12 protein-coding genes are annotated in these 13,771 nt (G+C 68.6%); 2 read left to right on the forward strand and 10 right to left on the reverse strand.

Annotated features, from left to right (window positions below):
• Nucleotides 1-2: 2 nt before the first annotated feature.
• Both larB and dusB read right to left on the reverse strand, forming a co-directional pair.
• Nucleotides 3-758: a nickel pincer cofactor biosynthesis protein LarB gene (larB, locus tag VGJ96_06865; protein HEY3286827.1), complete on the reverse strand. Its 756-nt coding sequence runs from the start codon at nucleotides 756-758 to the stop codon at nucleotides 3-5.
• On the reverse strand, nucleotides 755-1,801 hold the full coding sequence (gene dusB, locus VGJ96_06870) for a tRNA dihydrouridine synthase DusB (GenBank protein HEY3286828.1): 1,047 nt from the start codon (nucleotides 1,799-1,801) through the stop codon (nucleotides 755-757). The genes larB and dusB overlap by 4 nt, the downstream gene beginning before the upstream one ends.
• A gap of 112 nt (nucleotides 1,802-1,913) precedes the next feature.
• Here dusB and VGJ96_06875 point away from each other — a divergent pair, with 112 nt between their 5' ends.
• A complete protein-coding gene (locus VGJ96_06875) occupies nucleotides 1,914-2,366 on the forward strand; it encodes a PTS sugar transporter subunit IIA (protein ID HEY3286829.1) in 453 nt (150 codons plus the stop codon).
• A 45-nt stretch (nucleotides 2,367-2,411) separates the two neighbouring features.
• On the opposite strand, the gene VGJ96_06880 is transcribed toward VGJ96_06875, so the two are convergent.
• Nucleotides 2,412-3,791: an MATE family efflux transporter gene (locus VGJ96_06880; protein HEY3286830.1), complete on the reverse strand. Its 1,380-nt coding sequence runs from the start codon at nucleotides 3,789-3,791 to the stop codon at nucleotides 2,412-2,414.
• A gap of 160 nt (nucleotides 3,792-3,951) precedes the next feature.
• On the opposite strand from VGJ96_06880, the gene VGJ96_06885 reads away from it, so the two are divergent.
• Entirely contained in the window at nucleotides 3,952-5,145 is a 1,194-nt protein-coding gene (locus VGJ96_06885; GenBank protein HEY3286831.1) for an EAL domain-containing response regulator, read from the forward strand.
• 96 nt (nucleotides 5,146-5,241) lie between these two features.
• Here VGJ96_06885 and guaA read toward each other — a convergent pair whose 3' ends face one another.
• The 7 genes from guaA to accD form a co-directional block, all read right to left on the reverse strand.
• A complete protein-coding gene (guaA, locus tag VGJ96_06890; protein ID HEY3286832.1) occupies nucleotides 5,242-6,780 on the reverse strand; it encodes a glutamine-hydrolyzing GMP synthase in 1,539 nt (512 codons plus the stop codon).
• Entirely contained in the window at nucleotides 6,780-7,289 is a 510-nt protein-coding gene (locus VGJ96_06895; GenBank protein HEY3286833.1) for a metallophosphoesterase, read from the reverse strand. The genes guaA and VGJ96_06895 overlap by 1 nt, the downstream gene beginning before the upstream one ends.
• Entirely contained in the window at nucleotides 7,289-8,569 is a 1,281-nt protein-coding gene (gene lysA, locus VGJ96_06900) for a diaminopimelate decarboxylase (GenBank protein HEY3286834.1), read from the reverse strand. The genes VGJ96_06895 and lysA overlap by 1 nt, the downstream gene beginning before the upstream one ends.
• The gene (gene proS, locus VGJ96_06905; protein ID HEY3286835.1) at nucleotides 8,551-10,023 is read right to left on the reverse strand and encodes a proline--tRNA ligase; all 1,473 of its coding nucleotides are present in this window, start codon (nucleotides 10,021-10,023) and stop codon (nucleotides 8,551-8,553) included. Before proS ends, lysA begins: the two co-directional genes overlap by 19 nt.
• Before the next feature lie 11 nt (nucleotides 10,024-10,034).
• Entirely contained in the window at nucleotides 10,035-11,393 is a 1,359-nt protein-coding gene (hisS, locus tag VGJ96_06910; GenBank protein ID HEY3286836.1) for a histidine--tRNA ligase, read from the reverse strand.
• Between the two features lie 84 nt (nucleotides 11,394-11,477).
• A complete protein-coding gene (locus tag VGJ96_06915; GenBank protein ID HEY3286837.1) occupies nucleotides 11,478-12,764 on the reverse strand; it encodes a folylpolyglutamate synthase/dihydrofolate synthase family protein in 1,287 nt (428 codons plus the stop codon).
• A 16-nt stretch (nucleotides 12,765-12,780) separates the two neighbouring features.
• Nucleotides 12,781-13,647 carry an acetyl-CoA carboxylase, carboxyltransferase subunit beta gene (gene accD / locus VGJ96_06920; protein HEY3286838.1) on the reverse strand — a complete coding sequence of 289 codons (867 nt, stop codon included), beginning with the start codon at nucleotides 13,645-13,647 and terminating at the stop codon, nucleotides 12,781-12,783.
• Nucleotides 13,648-13,771: the final 124 nt, after the last annotated feature.

The raw sequence follows: 13,771 nt of genomic DNA on the forward strand, positions 1-13,771 counted from the left end.
GCTCAGCTCCCCAGCTCGAGAATGCGCGCGGCGGCCACGGCGGCGCCAAAGCCGTTGTCGATGTTGCACACGACGACGCCCGCCGCGCACGAGTTGAGCATCGTCAGCAGGGCCGCGAGCCCACCGAAGCTGGCGCCGTACCCGACGCTCGTCGGCACGGCGATCACCGGCACGCGCACCATGCCGCCGACCACCGACGGCAGCGCGCCATCCATGCCAGCGACCACGACGATCACGCGGGCCGCGCGCAGGTTCTCCTGCTGCGCGAGCACGCGATGGATCCCCGCCACCCCCACGTCCGCCACCCGCCGTGCGGCATGTCCGAAGGCGCGGAGCGCGACAATGCACTCCTGCGCCACGGGGAGATCGCCCGTCCCGGCCGTCACGACCAGCGCCCCCCGCTCGACGGGCGCCGGCGCTCCCTCGCGCCGCAGCAGCACGGTGCGGGCGAGCGCGTCGATTTCGGCGAGCGGGTATGCCTGCGACAGCGCGGCGCGCATGGCCGCATCAGCGCGCGTCACCAGAAATCCGTCCCCCTGCGCCGCGAGCCGCGCACAGACCTGCAGCGCCTGCTCCCCCGACTTCCCCTCGCCGAAGACCACTTCGGGGTAGCCCTGGCGCAGCGCGCGATGATGGTCAATCTGCGCGAACGACAAGTCTTCGATTGGCGCCGCGTCCAGCTGCGCGAGTGCATCCTCCACCGTGCGCCGACCGGCGGCCACGTCTGCCAGCAGGGAGCGCACGCGATCGCGCATCATGCGGCCGGCTCCACAATCGAGTCGGGGTCCGGCACGATGCTCCCACCGCCCCGGTCGTCGCGATGCGCCCAGTCGTTCTCGAGATAGTCGCGGAAGATCCCCTCGACTTCGTCGAACGACTCCACCGCATGCAGCTGCTTCCGCAGCGCCGCCGAATTGTGCAGCCCGCGTACATACCAGCCCAGGTGCTTGCGAAACTCGATCGCCGCCCCGACCGGATCGTGCTCATACTCCTGCACCATTCGCGCGTGCTCCAGCGCCGCCTCGAACCGGCCCGGCACATCCGGCGCCGCCGGCACCGGCGTGCCGTCGATGAGCGCGCGCGCCTCACGGAAGATCCACGGCTGGCCGAAGGCGCCGCGGCCGATCATCACGCCCGCGCATCCGGTGTGCTGCCACATGCGCAGCGCGTCCGCCGACGTCTTGATGTCACCGTTGCCGAGCACCGGGATGTCGAGCGCCTCCACGACCCGCGCAATCTCGTCCCAGTTGGCGGCGCCGGAATACATCTGGGTGCGAGTCCGCGCGTGCAGCGCCAACATGCGCGCCCCGGCATCCTGGCACCGCAGCGCGATGCCCACGGGATCGCGCATGTCCTCGTTCCAGCCGCTGCGGATCTTCACCGTCACCGGCAGATGGGTGCTCGCCGCGACGGCCCGGATGACCGCCTGCACCAGGTCGAGATCGCGCAGGCAACCCGAACCGCCGTTGCGGCGCACGACCTTCTTCACCGGGCAGCCGAAGTTGATGTCGATGTAGTCCGGGTCGAACAGTTCGGTCACCACCCGGGCCGCTGCACCCATCGCGTCCGGCTCCGCCCCGAAGATCTGCACCCCGATCGGCCGCTCGTCCGCCCCGAACTTCAGCTTGCCAAGGGTCGCCTCGTTCTCCCGGCGGATTCCCTCCGCCGACAGGAACTCCGTAACGACCACATCTGCGCCAAAGCGGCGGCAAAGGCGTCGGAATGGCGATTCCGACACCCCCGCCATCGGCGCCAGGAAGACAGGGACGTCCGAAGAAACCTGAAAGGGAAAATGGGGCATCCAGATCAACCTAATTGGAAGGCCAAGTCCGTGCAACAACTTGATTTGACTTCACTTGGCCCCGGCGCTAACTTCGGCTCAACAAGTCAAATCCTGTGTTGCGGGGAACTGCATGGAACTGCGTGAATTCTTTTCCGAAGATGCCGTCCAACTGAACCTGGCCGGCTCTACCAAGGACGACGTCTTGAAGGAGCTCATTGGCCTGCTCGGGCTCGATGAAAAGAACGAGCAGATGCTCTTCAAGATGCTCAAGCGCCGGGAGAACCTCGGCTCCACCGGCATAGGCCGCGGCATCGCCATTCCCCACTGCCGTTCGCTCGTGGTCAGCAAGCTCCGCGTCGCCTTTGGCCGCAAGAAGGAAGGCATCGACTTCAAGGCGATGGATGGCCAGCCGGTCCACTTCTTCTTCCTGATCGTGGCGCCGCCGCTGGAAGTCTCCAATCAGTATCTGCCCGTGCTCGGGAAGATCGCGCAGTTCTCGAAGGAGCCCGATCTGCCGGATCGCCTCCTCGCGCTCTCGCAGCCGTCGGAGTTCATGAAGCTCCTCGACGAAAAGGGCATCTAGCCCACACCGGCGGCGCGCTCCAGGCGCGCCGCAGCTGTTCTGGTGTCAGGAATTCGCGTGTGAATGCTCCACGACGACGCGCGAGATGTCGCTCCGCAGGCGACGCTGGACGCGCCACGCTTGCAGGAGCGACGCCACGATGAGTCCGGACGTCAGCCCCCACCAGATGCCGGCCCCGCCAAGCCGCGTGCGGAATCCCAGCACCGCCGCCAGCGGCACGCCGATCCCCCAGAAGCCGAACAGATGGAGGACCATCGGCACCTTGGTGTCGCCGGTGCCGCGCGCGAGGCCGCTGGCCACGGCCTGCGTGCCGTCGAAGACCTGAAAGACGCCGGCAATGGCGATCAGTCCGGCTGCCACGCCGATCACCGCGGTATCGCTGGTGAACCACCCGGCGATCGGCTGCGGGAAGAGGAGCATCGCCAGCCCGCTGCAGGCCATGAACCCGACGCCGAGCACCCAGGCGCCCGCGGCATGCCGTCGCGCCGAGGGCATGTCGCCCCGCCCCACCGCCTGCCCCACGAGCGCCGCCGCCGCCGTCGAGAATCCGACAGGGACCATGAAGGTGAGCGAGGCGAGGCTCAACGCCACCTCGTGTCCGGCCAGTGGAATCGTCCCCAGCCAGCCGAACATCAGCGTCGCCATCGCGAAGGCCCCCGCCTCGAAGAACCACTGGAAACCGATGGGCGCCCCCAGCCGCACGGTGTTCCAGAGCGGGGTGAACTGCAGGCTGGCCCGCCACGAGCCGGTGAGATGCGCGTGCAGGTCGCGCCATCCGGCCCCGAGCAGCACGGCCAACATGACCCAGCGGGCGAAGACCGTGGACCACGCCGAGCCGGCGATCCCCATCGCCGGCGCGCCTAGGTTCCCGAAGATCAGCACCCAGTTGGCGGCGACGTTCACCACATTCGCCACCACGACGGCGATCAGCACCGGACGCACGCGGAGCATCGCCTGCAACGACTGTCGCAGCACGATGAAGGCGAAGAATGGCGGGAGCCCCGCCGCGCTGATTGCCACGTAGGCGGTGGCGAGCGGCACCACCTCCGCCGGCTGGCGGAGGAGACGAAAGGCCGATCCGCTCGCCAGGAAGCCGGCGCCCACGGCGACGCTTACTAGCAGGGCGAGCAGCACGCCGCGCTGGATCCCCCGCCGCGCGCCGCCCATATCGCCAGCGCCAATGGCCTGCGACACCACCGGATCGAGCGCCATCAGGGTCCCCATCCCGAAGATGGCGATGTTGTAGAAGTAGAAGTTTCCCAGGGCGACGCCGCCGAGCGCGTCGGCCGAGATCCGGCCGACCATCAGGGTGTCGACGACCCCCATCAACTGGAGGCCCACCTGCACGACGACCACCGGCGCGGCGATGCCAAGCATCTCGCGCAGTTCCGAACGGGTGGGCCAGCTCAGGGAATGGGTGGACATGGGCGTCACAGAATAACACCGCGCGCGCGGTAGATGCGAAAGGAACGGCGGGGCGCTATGCTTACGGTCGAGCGGTCCCGGAGACTGCGCCGCGAGGCGCCCCAGAACTCGTCCGTACCGCCGCGAGCGCCCCGTTTCGTGAACCTCGCCGACTGATCCCGTGACCGAAATCCTGCTCCTCGACGACGATCCACTGCAACTCAAGCTGCTGGCCCGCACGCTCAACGGCCTCGGGTACAAGCAATTGCTGGGGTGCAGTTCCGCCGCGGCGGCGCTGACCGCGCTCAATTCACCGACGCGCAACATCGGGCTCATCCTGCTGGACCTCAACATGCCCGGCGTTGACGGCATCGCGTTTCTCCGGCTGCTGGGCGAGCGACGCGCCGAGATCCCCGTGGTGCTGGTGAGCGGTGAGGATGAGCGACTGATCGAGACGGCGGCGCGCTTCGGCGCCTCGCAGAACATCAAGATCCTCGGCTCGGTCCCGAAGCCGGTCTGGCCCGCTGAACTGCGCTCCGTGCTCGAGCGCTGGGAGACGCCCGCGCCGCCACCGCCGCGGCCGAAGCAGTATCCCGCCGAGGAAGTGGCTCGCGCCATCCTGCATGGCGAACTCGTGCCCCATTATCAGCCCATCGTCGAGCTGGCCACGGGTGCGCTGGTTGGCGTCGAAGCGCTGGTGCGCTGGCAGCACCCGCAGGATGGCATTGTCATGCCGGGCCAGTTCATCGCCGTCGCCGAGGAGCGCGGGCTGATCCGGGACCTCACGCGCATCATGATCCGGGCCGGCATGATGCAGCGCCAGCAGTGGCGCGACCAGGGACTCGAGATCTCGGTCGCCGTCAACGTGTCGATGGACGACCTCGGGCGCGCCGATTTCGCCGACTACGTGTTCAGCGAACTCGATCGCACCGGCCTGCCGGCCAAGGACCTCGTCCTCGAGGTCAGCGAGCAGCGCTTCGCCCAGAACCCCGACGCCGCCCTCGCGACGGTCAGCCGGCTCCGCCTGCGCCGCATCACGATGTCCATCGACGATTTCGGCACGGGCACCTCGTCGCTGGCGCAGCTGCGCGACCTCCCCTTCAACGAGGTCAAGGTCGACGGGTCGTTCGTCCACGGCGCGGGGAGCAACGCGATTCTCGGCGCCATCGTCAACTCGAGTCTCGATCTCGCCCAGCGCATCGGCATGCGCACCCTCGCCGAGGGCGTGGAGGACAGCGCCGACTGGGTCTTCCTGCGCGCCAACAAGTGCGACCACGCGCAGGGGTACTTCATTGGCACCCCGATGCCCGCCTCGGAACTCACGACGTGGCTCCCGTCGTGGGAGAAGCGGCGCCGGAAGCTCTTCGAGACCTGAGGGCCCGCCGCGCCGGGCGCGGCCGGATGAGAAGCAACGGGCGCCTTGCCGGGCGCGGTCGCATGAAGACCAACGGGCGCCTCGCGGCGCCCGTTGCTATTCCCACTCGATGGTCGCGGGTGGCTTGGAGCTGATGTCGTAGACGACGCGGTTCACGCCCCGCACCTCATTGATGATGCGGCTCGAGATCCGGCCCAGCACCTCGTGCGGGAAGGCGAACCAGTCGGCCGTCATGCCGTCGGTGCTGGTCACCGCGCGCAGCGCCACCACGTTCTCGTACGTGCGTCCGTCGCCCATCACGCCCACCGAACGCACCGGGAGGAACACGGCGAACGCCTGCCAGATCTTGTCGTACAGGCTGGCCGCGCGAATCTCCTCGAGGTAGATGGCATCGGCCTGGCGCAGGGTGTCGACGCTCTCCTGATCCACCGCGCCGAGCACGCGGATGGCGAGGCCCGGCCCGGGGAACGGGTGCCGTCCGACCATCTCCTCGGGCAAGCCGAGTTCGCGCCCCACGTTGCGCACTTCGTCCTTGAACAGTTCGCGCAGCGGCTCGATGAGCGTGAAGACCATGTCGGGCTTGAGCCCGCCAACGTTGTGGTGCGTCTTGATGGTCGCGCTGGGGCCGCCCTTGGCGCTCACCGACTCGATGACGTCGGGATAGAGCGTCCCCTGTACGAGAAACGCCGCCCCCTGTCCCGCCTCGGCCGCGGCCTCCTCGAAGACATCGATGAAGGTGTGCCCGATGATCCGGCGCTTCTGCTCCGGCTCGCCGACGCCCGCCAGCGCCGACAGGAACCGTTCCTCCGCGCGCACGGTGACCAGCTTGATCCCCAGGTGCCGCCCCATCGTGCGTTCCACCTGCTCGCGCTCGTGCAGCCGCAGGAGCCCCGTGTCGACGAAGATGCAGGTGAGCTGGTCGCCGATGGCCTTGTGCACCAGCGCCGCGGCCACCGACGAATCCACGCCGCCGGAGAGGCCGCAGATCACGTGCTGGCTGCCGACGAGGGCGCGGATCTTGGCGACTTCGATATCGATGAAATGCCCGGGCGTCCAGTCGGGGGTGCAGCCGCAGACGCCGAAGAGGAAGTTCTGGATGATCTCGGCGCCGCGCACCGTGTGCGCCACCTCCGAGTGAAACTGCACCGCGTGGACGGGCTTGGTCTCATGGCGAAAGCCCGCGATCACCCGGTCGCTACGCGCCGTCACCACGTATCCCGGCGGCGGAACTTCCACGTGGTCGCCGTGGCTCATCCAGACCGTGGACCGTTCACCCGCCGCGAAGCCCGCGAACAGCCCGGCCGGCTCGACGACCTGCACCTCGGCGCGTCCGTACTCCCGGCCGCCGCCCCCCACCACCGCGCCGCCTTCGGTGTGCGCGATCCACTGCATGCCGTAGCAGACGCCCAGCAGCGGGGCCGCATCGAGGATGCGCGCGTCGAACGTCGGCGCGCCCTCGTCGGTCACCGAACTCGGCCCGCCCGACAGGATGATGCCGGCCGGCTTCCACTCGCGGATCCACTCGAGCGAGCGCGTGGGCGGATGGATCTCGCAGTAGACGTGCGCCTCGCGCACGCGCCGCGCGATGAGCTGCGTGAACTGCGAGCCGCAATCGAGGATCAGGATGCGCTTCACTAGAGCTTCCACTCCGGTCCGTCGAGCTTCACGAATTCGACGTGCTTCGAGTCGAGGTCGATGATCGCCGCGCAGGGCGCGCCGTACACCCAGCCGCACGCCTCACCGGGATTCACGATCAGCGTGTCCCCGCGCGACTTCATCTCCTGCTTGTGCTCGTGACCGTGCACGACCAGGGCGTGCGACATCATGGACCGTTCGCTCACGTCGGCCAGGTCGTGCACCAGCAGGATCTTGTGGTCGCTGATCTGCGTCGAGTGCGGCGCTTCGAACAGTTCGCAGGCCAGGCACTGCGCCGCCGTCGCCCGCAGCCCCTCGCGATCGCCGTCGTTGCGTCCGAAGACGCCGACCAACGGCGAGGAGTTGTCGAGGAACGGCTGCAGCGAAAACGGCGAGCAGAAATCGCCGGCGTGCAGCACCATCTCCACCCCGCGCGCCTGGAACTCCTGCAGCAGGGCCGAGACGGCTGGCACGCGATCATGGGTGTCGCTGATGAGACCGATGCGCATCACCCCTCCGTCCATTCGAGGGTCTCGGCTTCGAGCCGGACCAGGTCATCCAGCGTCTCGCGGCGGGTGATGACCGCCCACCGCGTTCCGTCCACCAGCACCTCCGGGCCCCGCGGACGCGTGTTGTACGTCAGCGCCATCACGTAACCGTACGCCCCGACCGTATGGACCGCCAGCAAATCGCCGGGCGCCGGGTCGTCCATCAACCGGTCGCGCGCGATGAAATCGCCCGTCTCGCAAATGGGGCCGACCACGTCCACCGTGGCCGTGCCCTCGCGCGGCCGCACCGCCTCGATGGCGTGATACGCATCGTAGTGCGACGGCCGCAGCAGGTCCGACATCCCGGCGTCGCAGATCACGAAATCCGTGCCGCCGCTCGGTTTGCGGTAGAGCACCCGCGTGAGCAGCACCGCCGACTCGCCGACGACGAACCGGCCAGGCTCGACAATCAGCTCGAGCCCGAGCGATTGCACCGCCGGCACGATGATCTCGGCGAAGCGCGCCAGGTCCGGCGCCTCCTCCGCATCGTAGCGCGCCGGCAATCCGCCGCCCGCGTCGAAGAAGCGCAGCGGCGCCCCGCGGCGCTGCAGGTCGCGTGCGAGCTCGGTGAGCCGGCGCACGCCATCCCGGTAGGGCTCGAGATTGGTCAGCTGCGACCCCACGTGCATGTCGAGCCCGGCGAGCTCGATGTGCGACGATGCCAGCGCCTGGTCCGCCACCGCCGGCACGTCGCCCCACGGAATGCCGAACTTGTGCCCGCGCGATCCCGTGGCGATGAACTCGTGCGCGTTGGCCACGTGCACTTCGGGATTCACGCGGAAGGCGATGCGCGCGCGCACCCCGAGCGCCTTGGCCTCTTCCTCGACGATCTGCAGCTCCGCCGCGGACTCGACGTTGATCAGCAGAATCTCCGCCTCGAGCGCCGCCCGCACTTCGTCGCGCCGCTTGCCGACCCCGCCGAAGATGATGTGCTCCGCGGGAAAGCCGGCGCGCCGGGCGCGCATCAGTTCACCCCGCGAGACCACATCGGCGCGGCACCCTTCGGCGCGCAGCACCTGCAGGAGCCCGCGACTGCTGTTGGCCTTCAGCGAGTAATGGATGCGGTGCGGAATGCCGGCCAGCGCCGCATCGAGGGCGCGGTAGCGTTCCCGCAGCGCCGCGGCGCTGTACACGTACGCCGGCGTCCCGACCGCGGCGGCGATCGCCTCGAGCGGGACCCCGTCGCACCACAGGGTCCCGTCGCGGCGCGGAAATGGGCGCCCTAGTACGCCCGCGCCCACACGGCCTCGGCCTGAGACGGCTTGCCGCAGCAGAGGCACGTCGCCGGCGCCACCGGGCTCCGGAACTCCGCATCGGGCATGCAGCGAATGGTGGCCTTGGTCTCCTCCTTCACCTTGGCCTCGCACGCCGCGTCGCCGCACCAGCCGGCGAAGACGAAGCCGCCCTTCCCGTCCATCAGCGCCTTGAACTCGTCGTACGAGATCTTGCCGCGCACGCTGTTCGCCTCGCGCCGCGCCAGCGCCGCCGCGAACATGTCATGCTGGATGCGCTCGAGCAGCGCGGCGGCCGCGGCGGGCAGGCCATCCAGGGAGAGCGACTGCTTCTCGCGCGTGTCGCGCCGGGCGGCAAAGACGGCCTGCTTCTCCAGGTCCTTGGGACCCAGCTCGAAGCGCAGCGGCACGCCGCGCAACTCCCACTCGTAGTACTTTGCGCCCGACCGCATCCCATCGCGCGCGTCCACGTGCACGCGCAGCCGGTCGGTGGCGCCGCGTCCGGTCCACGCCGTCAGCTCTTCCTTCACCTTGAACGCGGCGGCGCACATGTGCGCCCGCTCCTCGTCGCTCTTCCAGATCGGGACGATCACGATCTCGATCGGCGCCAGGCGGGGCGGCACGCGCAGGCCGTTGTCGTCCCCGTGCGTCATCACGAGCCCGCCCACCATGCGCGTGCTCACCCCCCACGACGTGTTCCAGGCGAATGCCATCTCGCCCTTCTCGTCCTGGAACTGTAGTTCGAAGGCCTTGGCGAAGTTCTGCCCCAGGTTGTGCGACGTGCCGGCCTGCAGCGCCTTGTTGTCCTGCATCAGCGCCTCGCAGGCATAGGTCCGCAGGGCGCCGGCAAACTTCTCGCTTTCACTCTTCACGCCGGTCAGCACCGGCATCGCCATCCACTCTTCCATGAACGTGCGATAGACGCCCAGCATCCGGCGCGCCTCTTCCTCGGCCTCGTCGTGCGTGGCGTGCGCCGTGTGCCCTTCCTGCCACAGGAACTCCAGCGTGCGCAGGAACAGCCGCGTGCGCATTTCCCAGCGCACCACGTTGCACCACTGGTTCATCAGGATGGGCAGGTCGCGGTACGACTGTGTCCACTTGGCGAACATGTGGTAAATGATCGTCTCCGACGTCGGCCGAACGATCAGCGGCTCTTCCAGCTCCTTGCCGCCGCCGTGCGTCACCACCGCGCACTCGGGGGCAAAGCCCTCGACGTGCTCCGCCTCCTTCCGCATGAAGCTTTCGGGGATGAACAGCGGGAAGTAGGCGTTCTGGTGTCCCGTCGCCTTGAACATGTCGTCCAGGGCGCGCTGCATCCGCTCCCAGATGCCGTAGCCGTTCGGGCGGATCACCATCGACCCCTTCACCGGCGAATAATCGGCGAGCTCGGAGCGCAGCACCACTTCGTTGTACCACGCGCTGAAGTCCTCCGCGCGGGTGGTCAGCTTCTTGTCGTCAGCCATCGGTCGTTGGGTCAGTCTTCACGCGGAGCGGGAACCCCCGCCTCGGCGAGCGCAGCGAATCCGCGCTCGGGATCCATCAGGTCCAGCAGCTGAATCTCGGCGCCTTCGCGCGACGGGTCGCCCGGCCGGCGCGACAGCGGTCGCACTTCGACGCTCGTTTCGTCGCGCACCACCATCAGCCAGGCGGCGCCGGCCCGCTCGGCCGCCTTGATCTGCGCCGACGACTTCTGCGTCCGCAGCTTCTCCGCGTTCAGCACGTACTCCGCGGCGTATCCCATGCGCCGCAGCGTGGCGGCGGCCCGCAGGACCAGCGCCGGCGGGCTCTGCTCGGTGCTGACCACCCAGAAGTCGGGGCCGTCGCCCAGCGCGTCCTCGAACAGGCCGTGCGCCTTGAGCAGTTCGCCGAGCACCACATCGCCCATGCCGAACCCGAGCGCGGGGAGTTCCACGCCGCCGAGTTGTCCCAGCAGGTTGTCGTAACGCCCGCCGCCGCAGATGGCGCGCAGTTCACCCTTCGCGTCGAACAGCTCGAAGACCGTGCCCGTGTAGTACGCGAGACCGCGCACGATGGCGAGGTCCACGTCCACCCACGCCTCGACCCCCAGCGCGTGCAGGTGCGAGAGGTAGCGTCCGAACTGCGCGATGGCGGGCTTCGCGGATTCGACGTGCCCGAAGTCGCGGTCGAGATCATCCATCGTCGCGATGTCGGGCAGCGCCATCACCCGCCCGATCTGGGCGGGGACCAGCCCGGCCGCCTCGAGTTTCTCCCGCGAGACCTCGTGTGGCTGACGCTCGAACTTGTCGAGCACGCCGTACACGGCGCCCAGCTGTTCCTCGGCGATGCCGATCGCGCCCAGCAGCGCGTTCAGCAGCCGCCGATCGCTCACCCGGGCACGCACGTCGTTGGGGCTGAGCCCCAGTTCGCGCATGATGTCGATGGCCACGCACAGCAGTTCGGCGTCCGCCAGCTCGCTGGGCTCGCCGACGATGTCCACGTTCAGCTGGAAATGCTCGCGCAGGCGCCCGCGCTGGGCGCGCTCGTAGCGAAAGAGCTGCGGCACGGAGAACCACCGCACCGGCTTGGGCAGGGCGTTGGCGCGTGCCGCGACCATGCGCGCGAAGGTCGGCGTCATCTCCGGCCGCAGGGAGACGGCCCGCCCCCCCTTGTCCTCGAAGCTGTACAGCTGGCCGACGATCTCGTCGCCGCTCTTGGCCGTATAGAGCTCCAGCGGCTCGAGCGGAGGTCCGTCGTATTCGACGAATGCGTACCGGCGCGCTACCGCCCGCCAGGCGCGAAAGATCGCCGTGCGGCGTGCGAGGTCTTCAGGGTAGAAGTCGCGGAAGCCGGGAAGAGGGCCTTTCTGTTGCATCCATAGAAATTATCCGGCTGTGGGCGGCCCCGGCAACCACGCGACCTCGCATCGCGGGCCGAATTTGCCGACAAACTGCGCCAATTATGGCGTCGGCGACACCTCAAGCCGAACCATCGCGTCACCCACCGTGTGGAAGCTCCCCGTGACCAGCACGGTCTTCCCTTCCTCCGCGGCGCGGGCGAGCGCCCGGTCAAAGTCGCGCACCACCTCCGCGGCCCAGCCGTGGGCGCGCGCGTGGGCCATCACCTCGGTGACGTTCCACGCCCGGCTGGCCGGCGCCGTGGGCGTATTCGTGAGGACGAAGAGGTCCACATGCGGGGCGAGCGCGCCCATCATCGCCACCCAGTCCTTGTCGCTCAGCACGCTGAAGACGGCGGCGACCGGCCGGGGCATGCGCGTCTCCGCCAGCGTCTGCGCGAGCACCCGCGAGCCGTCGGGGTTGTGCGCCACGTCGAAGACGTACTTCCCCACCTGCTGGAATCGCCCCGGCAGGCTCACACCCTTCAGGCCGCGCACGACCGTGGCCGCATCCGGGCGCAGGTCGTTGGGGAGGCAGTCGAGCATGGCGAGCGCAACCGTTGCGTTGGAGGCCTGGTGCCGGCCCACCAACGGGGTGTGCACGCGCACGGCGGTATCGTCGTGGCGCAGGGTGAAGCGCGTCCCCTCCGCCGAGACCGAGACGTCCTCGATGGCCGACTCCCCGAAGACCGCCCGCACCGGCGTCGCGCCGTGTGCGCGCGCGTGCGTCACCAGCAGGTCGCGAATGCCCAGTTCGGGCTCGCCGACGATGGCCGGCACCCCGGCCTTGAAGATGCCGGCCTTTTCGAAGGCAATCTCTTCGCGCGTGGCGCCGAGGTACTCAACGTGGTCGATCTGGATGTTGGTGACGCCGGCCACGAGCGGCCGCAGCACGTTGGTGGCGTCGAGCCGCCCGCCCAGCCCGGTCTCGATGACGGCCACGTCCACGCCGTCCTCGAGGAAGAACTGGAACGCCATCGCCGTCGTCGCCTCAAAGAAGGTCGCCCCGAGCCGCTCGACCTCCGGCGTCCAACGCGTTACCCACTCCACGATGCGATCGCTCGCCACCGGCGCGTTGTTGACGAGGAAGCGCTCGGGGAAATCGACCAGGTGCGGCGACGTGTACCGGGCCACGCGCAGGCCGCGGGCCTGCAGCACGGCATCGAGCGTGGCGCAGACGCTCCCCTTCCCGTTCGTGCCGGCCACGTGGAGGGCGCGCAAGGCATCCTGCGGATCGCCCAGCGCCGTCAGCAGCGCCTGCACCTTGTCGAGGCCCAGCTTCCACTTGCCGGTCGTGCGCCCGTAGAGGAAATCGAGCGCGTCGTGGTACGTCTTCAGGTTGTTCGCCACCTGGCCACGACCGGCCCTAGGCCGTTGCTTCCCAGGCCGACGCGACCGGCTTGAGGTTCATGTGGGCCAGCAGGCGTCCCACCGTCGCCTTGAGCTGATGGCGGTGCACGACGACGTCCACCATGCCTCGCTCCAGCAGGAACTCCGCGGTCTGGAACCCCTCGGGGAGGTCCTGTCCCAGCGTCTGGCGAATGACGCGCGGTCCTGCAAATCCGATCACGGCGCCGGGTTCGGCGAGGATCGCGTCGCCCAGCATGGCGAACGAGGCGCTGACGCCGCCGGTCGTCGGGTTCGTGAGGATGGACACGTAGGGGATGGCGCGATCGTGCAACTGCGAGAGGACGGCCGAGGTCTTGGCCATCTGCATGAGCGAGAGCACGCCTTCCTGCATGCGCGCGCCGCCCGAGGCCGACACGATGATCAGCGGGAATTTCTTCTCAAGCGAGCGTTGGGCCAGCCGGGCGATCTTCTCGCCCACCACCGAGCCCATCGATCCCCCCATGAAGGCGAAATCCATGACGCCCAGGTTGACCGGCATCTTTTCCATGGTCCCGCTGGCCGTCAGGATGGCGTCGGTGTCCCCCGCCGAAGCCAGCGCCTTCTTCAGGCGCGCCGGATAGTCCGGAAACTGGAGCGGATCGATGGACCGAAGGTCCACGTCCTTCTCCTCGATGGACCCCTCATCGAGCAGGAGCGCGGCATACTCGTGCGCGCGCATGCGCCGGTGAAAGTCGCATGACGGACACACGTGCCAGTTCCGGACCAGTTTCTCCCGGATGTCCGTATGCCCACACGCCTCGCATTTCTCCCAGACGTCGGGCGGAATTTCCAGCCGCTCACGCCGCGGTTCGCGCGGCTTCTTTTCCTTTCGGAACCAAGCCATAGGCTCGAAATGTGATAGGGATCACACGAAGCGGCAAGGACTTAACCCACGCGGAACGAAGAGGGGGTAGAGGCGAAGCAAGGGGGAACGGGACGTGGAACGAGGAGGGAGTCCACTGGCACGC

The sequence above is a fragment of the Gemmatimonadaceae bacterium genome, assembly GCA_036504815.1.
In the GTDB taxonomy this organism is placed as follows: Bacteria; Gemmatimonadota; Gemmatimonadetes; order Gemmatimonadales; family Gemmatimonadaceae; genus PNKL01.

What these genes read in the sequence shown, in the direction of transcription:
- larB (HEY3286827.1), bottom strand. Translation starts at nt 758, where the DNA reads ATGATGCGCGATCGCGTGCGCTCCCTGCTGGCAGACGTGGCCGCCGGT.
- dusB (HEY3286828.1), bottom strand. Translation starts at nt 1,801, where the DNA reads ATGCCCCATTTTCCCTTTCAGGTTTCTTCGGACGTCCCTGTCTTCCTG.
- VGJ96_06875 (HEY3286829.1), top strand. Translation starts at nt 1,914, where the DNA reads ATGGAACTGCGTGAATTCTTTTCCGAAGATGCCGTCCAACTGAACCTG.
- VGJ96_06880 (HEY3286830.1), bottom strand. Translation starts at nt 3,791, where the DNA reads ATGTCCACCCATTCCCTGAGCTGGCCCACCCGTTCGGAACTGCGCGAG.
- VGJ96_06895 (HEY3286833.1), bottom strand. Translation starts at nt 7,289, where the DNA reads ATGCGCATCGGTCTCATCAGCGACACCCATGATCGCGTGCCAGCCGTC.
- proS (HEY3286835.1), bottom strand. Translation starts at nt 10,023, where the DNA reads ATGGCTGACGACAAGAAGCTGACCACCCGCGCGGAGGACTTCAGCGCG.
- hisS (HEY3286836.1), bottom strand. Translation starts at nt 11,393, where the DNA reads ATGCAACAGAAAGGCCCTCTTCCCGGCTTCCGCGACTTCTACCCTGAA.
- accD (HEY3286838.1), bottom strand. Translation starts at nt 13,647, where the DNA reads ATGGCTTGGTTCCGAAAGGAAAAGAAGCCGCGCGAACCGCGGCGTGAG.